Below are 4,295 nucleotides of genomic sequence, written 5' to 3' on the forward strand. Positions count from 1 at the left end.
GGAATACTGGGACCCTGGCTGTCTTGTTACCAAATAAGGAGGGGTTTTCTGGATTAAGCTAAATGATCTGATGGTACAAATCGTTTAAATCTATTTATAATTTGTACCCGAAATGGGTATTGCCGATTGCAGCTGAGGTCTGTCAAATTGGATGAATCAAATTCGATTAGAAGGATGCCATATTATGTGCCATGTTAATGTTCTTTCTCATAAAACCTTTTTCAACACGGTATAACTTTTCATCTTGGTCAAATAAATTCATTGAAAAAACGGCTTCTAATAGGTATTTGTCATCTTTAATATGCTCAACCTTTAAAAATTCAAAACTTGAATTATCTTGAATATCCATCTTGTGAGATTGCAAATATATAGAGAAGCCAGGCTTTGTTGAGCTCAAGGAAATGCCTTGGGTGTAAAGTGATAGTACAACTCCTTCTCTGGTATTTTCCTTTTCAAAGTCTATTGCAAATGATTGTATTCCCGGTTTGAAAATATCGGATTGATTTTTAGGAATCATTTGTTGGATGGATTCAACTAGCTCCGTTGTTTTGTATTTTTTATTAAAATAAATTTTTAATATGGCTTCCTGATTTATACTTGACCTCATACCAAAAATTGAAGAATACATCGTTGAATCCGGATTTCCATACCAAAGTTTTCCCGCAGTCTTATACGCATAATCTCTACCAGGAATGGCGTCGTTGAACGCTTTTATATTGATTTGACTGTTTCCTATTCCAATCAAATTGGTGTTATTAAAAGAATAGTTTATTCCATTAATGCTAAAGGATATACTGTCTTTAGCTATTTGGCTTGAAATTGGCTCTGGCTCAATAGATTCAACTGGACTTGTCTTTTTGCAAGACAACAATATACAAAGCAATGTTACTTGTATAAAATAGGTACCTAGAAATTTCACAGTTGCAATTTACTAAAAATACTCTAAAGTTAGAGATTGTACGCGTTTAAGTTTAGCATATAGAAAGAATTGTTCAGGCTAAAAGTGGGAATATAAATTGAATACAAAGGGCAAAGGTCAGCGATTTTTCAAACGAATTCATAGCCTTTTTTAAACTTTTCTTCAATTTACCCCTACCTTATCAAAAAAAGGTGGAATAGTTTTAGTACCACCAGTCATCTATCAAATAACCAGGAATATTAGAGAATGTATTTTAATTTTCGAGCTATGCGCTCTTCCCGTTATTGTCCCACATATTTTTGAATGAGGTGGTGGCTGTTACAGCTTAAAAAAGTAGCCTTCTTATCAGATCTTTGTTAGATGAGTTTCCATCATCAATTGTGAAGAAGTATTTTGTCTGCCAGGTTTGAGTTTTCTCCGCTTGTTTACTTGCAACAGTGTCCCAAGGTGGATAAACTCTAATTCCACGTTTTCCCTCTTTGTTATTATTAGTAATAATACCTTTTTCTGCCAAGACAAATTTTGGAAAAATAAATTGGCCAAAGTTATTTTCTCTTTTCGCTGCAATTATTATAAAATCAAGGTCATCCGATATGTGAAATGGTTCAGTTATTCCGTCCTTATTTCTTTGCCATATGGTCACAAAATGACCAGACTTTAATGGAGTGATTTTTGCCACCCGGTATTGGATTTTCTTATTATTGAGTTCAAATGAACAAGCTCCATATTCTAAACTTTCAGTACTAAACTTCAGGTTTGTCAAGTCGAACCCGTGATTGTCATAAATTAATTCCTTAACTGTTTTTAGCTCGTTTGGAAGTATGTTTACATTTGTCGATGTATTGGCGCTTTTCATAATTTACTAGGATATGTTCGCTGTTTCCAAATATACCTGCTTTATTGATTTGCCCGTCGGTGCAATCATTTAAAGGCGACACACTATCACTGATTGAAGAAATTAATAAAACATTGTCAATTACTAAGAATAGGAGCATTAGCATTAATTAAGGTAGATCACGAGGACCGTCTTTTTAAAGGAGGGTTTAATAATAATGCTTTTTTAGCTACTCCAAGTAATATAGCTATTTATAGCTATTGTTGGTTGGATAAAAATAATGCAATTTCGTTTGAATAAATAAATAAAATTATTCTTACTGTTACAGTATGCGTGTAATAATATTTTTCCAAAAAGCGCTACTTATTTATATAAATACCTAATTCTTAACATTTAAGCGTTTAATTTTAACCTATTATGAAATTGATATTAGTTTATTTGTCTCTCTGCTTACCGCTTTATACCATTGCTCAAGGTGGTGGAGCCACAGCTGAGGTAGGAAAAGGTGAGGTTCATTTTCATGATAATTTAAATATAGGAGCGGACCGTGGCCCAAAAGCGGAGGCGGGTCCAAAAGGAGAGCCTGGGCCAAGAGGTGGTAGCGATGGGAATAAAAACGGTTCAAATACAACAGTATCGGTTGGACCAGGAAAAGTAACTGTTTCTCAATGGGCGTCTGATGCAGTTATTGCACTCCTGCAAGAATACTATGGAACAGACTTTTTTTCAAGTATGTTTAGCCCCAGTATCCTTCCAACAAATGGACCTAAAGCAATTTTAATTAGCCGCTTAGATAAATTAGCTAAAGAAGCTTCAGATCAAAACAGAACAAAAGATGTTAACTTCATTAATGATTTGTCAAACAAAATAAAAAACGGCGAAAAAATAGATTTTAAATTTTCACGCCCAAACTTGGGAAATATACCTTACGTATCTATATACGAACCTAGGATTCTGCACAATATCGCAGTTAGAACTCCGTCTGGCCAATTTCCAGGAATGTTGATTACAGTGCCTGGTTATATGACAAATGCAACTGGAAAGTTCACTGAGTTATTAATTAGATTTTACACCCTTGACGGTATTCAGTTTAAGGCAAACATCTTTGAGCAGTTATACAAAGATAGAAATGGTTTTCTTGTTACTGGAACTGGCGCATCTCTCATTAGTGAAAATTTCATTAATTTAAGCTTGAAATCGTTTCCAATACCTTACTATGCTTTAAATTTGCAACCCACAAACGGCACAATGACATATCATATTTTGGCTAAAGCAATATTATATGTTGATAATGTCGCTGTGTCCACATCAGCTCCTACCGAGCTATTAGTCAAGTACTGACTTTGTACAAAATCATTTTTATCATTAAACGGTGGAATGGTGGCACAGTCCCTTACATAGTATCAATTAAGGAGGGAATAATGATATCAGCCAATTTACAGTTTTGTCAAAATATAAAATCGCGAGTACCCCGTATGAATGCTTATATTTATGATAGTTTACTTTAGTCATATCTGATGCCAAAGCGTAAAAACTTAAATGGAATACCTCATAATATAACAAAAAGCTTCTTTGGAACCGAGCGTTATTACAGCGTAGGCTATATGGGTGATTGGTTATTAAACGCAGCGAAGCAGCTTAACTTAGCAGAAGCTTCGTTAGATGTGATGCAAGCCTCATTCAGCCCGAAAAAATTAAATATTCAACCGTTGACACTGAATGCACAAGAATTAAAAGGAATTAAAAGCAAATGGATTTGAACAAGACTTCATAAAAGAAGCTGTTATTGACTTTCAGTTTCCAGATCCTAAAACCAATAATATCAGATTTTATTGCTTCGCATACTTAATTGACACAGATGGCAAGAGATATGCAAGTGGTCGAATTATAGAGGAAGGACTTGAATCAGGGTTTGATCCTTTTGAGGAATCAAATCTTTATCCTACAAAAAGCAAGACAGGTGTTCTTAGAATGATAATAAAAATTCTAGGGTGATATGCCCAACTCATACTTGGCTTGAAAAAGTAAGTAGGTTATGAAAAAATGGTCTTTTCCTTAGGTAGGAAATCAGCTTTGAGGAATTATGTGAAAAACAAAAATAGCAGCTTTATTTCTTTCTTAAAATAGATGTTTTATACCTTACGTAAGATTTTAACAACCCAAAAAACAGCAATTCTAAAGCAACAATTCGAATGGAGATACTCATAAACGCTAGTAAGCAGACGGGGGATAAACGGATCAATTTATATACCTCACTTCTTGCAGTATTATTCTCTTTTCTTCTAATAATGTTATGCCTAACCACCTTGTTTTTTACGTGGTTTATTGAAGGCTCAGAATTCGCCATCCTTATGATTTACATCCTTTTATTATCAATTATGGCTGCTTGGATCTTTGTGAGAAGATGCTATTACAAGATAATTTTTGAAGAAGGAGAGGTTGTTTTAGAAAGTAGACTCTGGTTTTTCACCCGCAAAATAAATTATATCGATATTTACAGGATCATTATAGATACAAAGTCTTCTAAACGGAGATTGGAAT

General features: G+C 34.1%; 4 protein-coding genes. 2 read left to right on the plus strand and 2 right to left on the minus strand.

What is annotated here, in order from left to right; all coding sequences use genetic code 11:
• Positions 1-166 precede the first annotated feature (166 nt).
• Positions 167-919 (minus strand): hypothetical protein, encoded by a 753-nt coding sequence (locus ADIARSV_RS12100; RefSeq protein ID WP_016195820.1) that lies wholly within the window; start codon positions 917-919, stop codon positions 167-169.
• Between the two features lie 325 nt (positions 920-1,244).
• Positions 1,245-1,775, minus strand: a complete 531-nt coding sequence (locus ADIARSV_RS12105; protein WP_016195821.1) for a MepB family protein — start codon at positions 1,773-1,775, stop codon at positions 1,245-1,247.
• A gap of 396 nt (positions 1,776-2,171) precedes the next feature.
• Here ADIARSV_RS12105 and ADIARSV_RS12115 point away from each other — a divergent pair, with 396 nt between their 5' ends.
• A complete protein-coding gene (locus tag ADIARSV_RS12115; RefSeq protein WP_016195822.1) occupies positions 2,172-3,095 on the plus strand; it encodes a collagen-like protein in 924 nt (307 codons plus the stop codon).
• A 176-nt stretch (positions 3,096-3,271) separates the two neighbouring features.
• A complete protein-coding gene (locus tag ADIARSV_RS12120) occupies positions 3,272-3,514 on the plus strand; it encodes a hypothetical protein (RefSeq protein ID WP_016195823.1) in 243 nt (80 codons plus the stop codon).
• Positions 3,515-4,295: the final 781 nt, after the last annotated feature.

It is taken from the genome of Arcticibacter svalbardensis MN12-7 (assembly GCF_000403135.1).
GTDB lineage: Bacteria > Bacteroidota > Bacteroidia > Sphingobacteriales > Sphingobacteriaceae > Arcticibacter > Arcticibacter svalbardensis.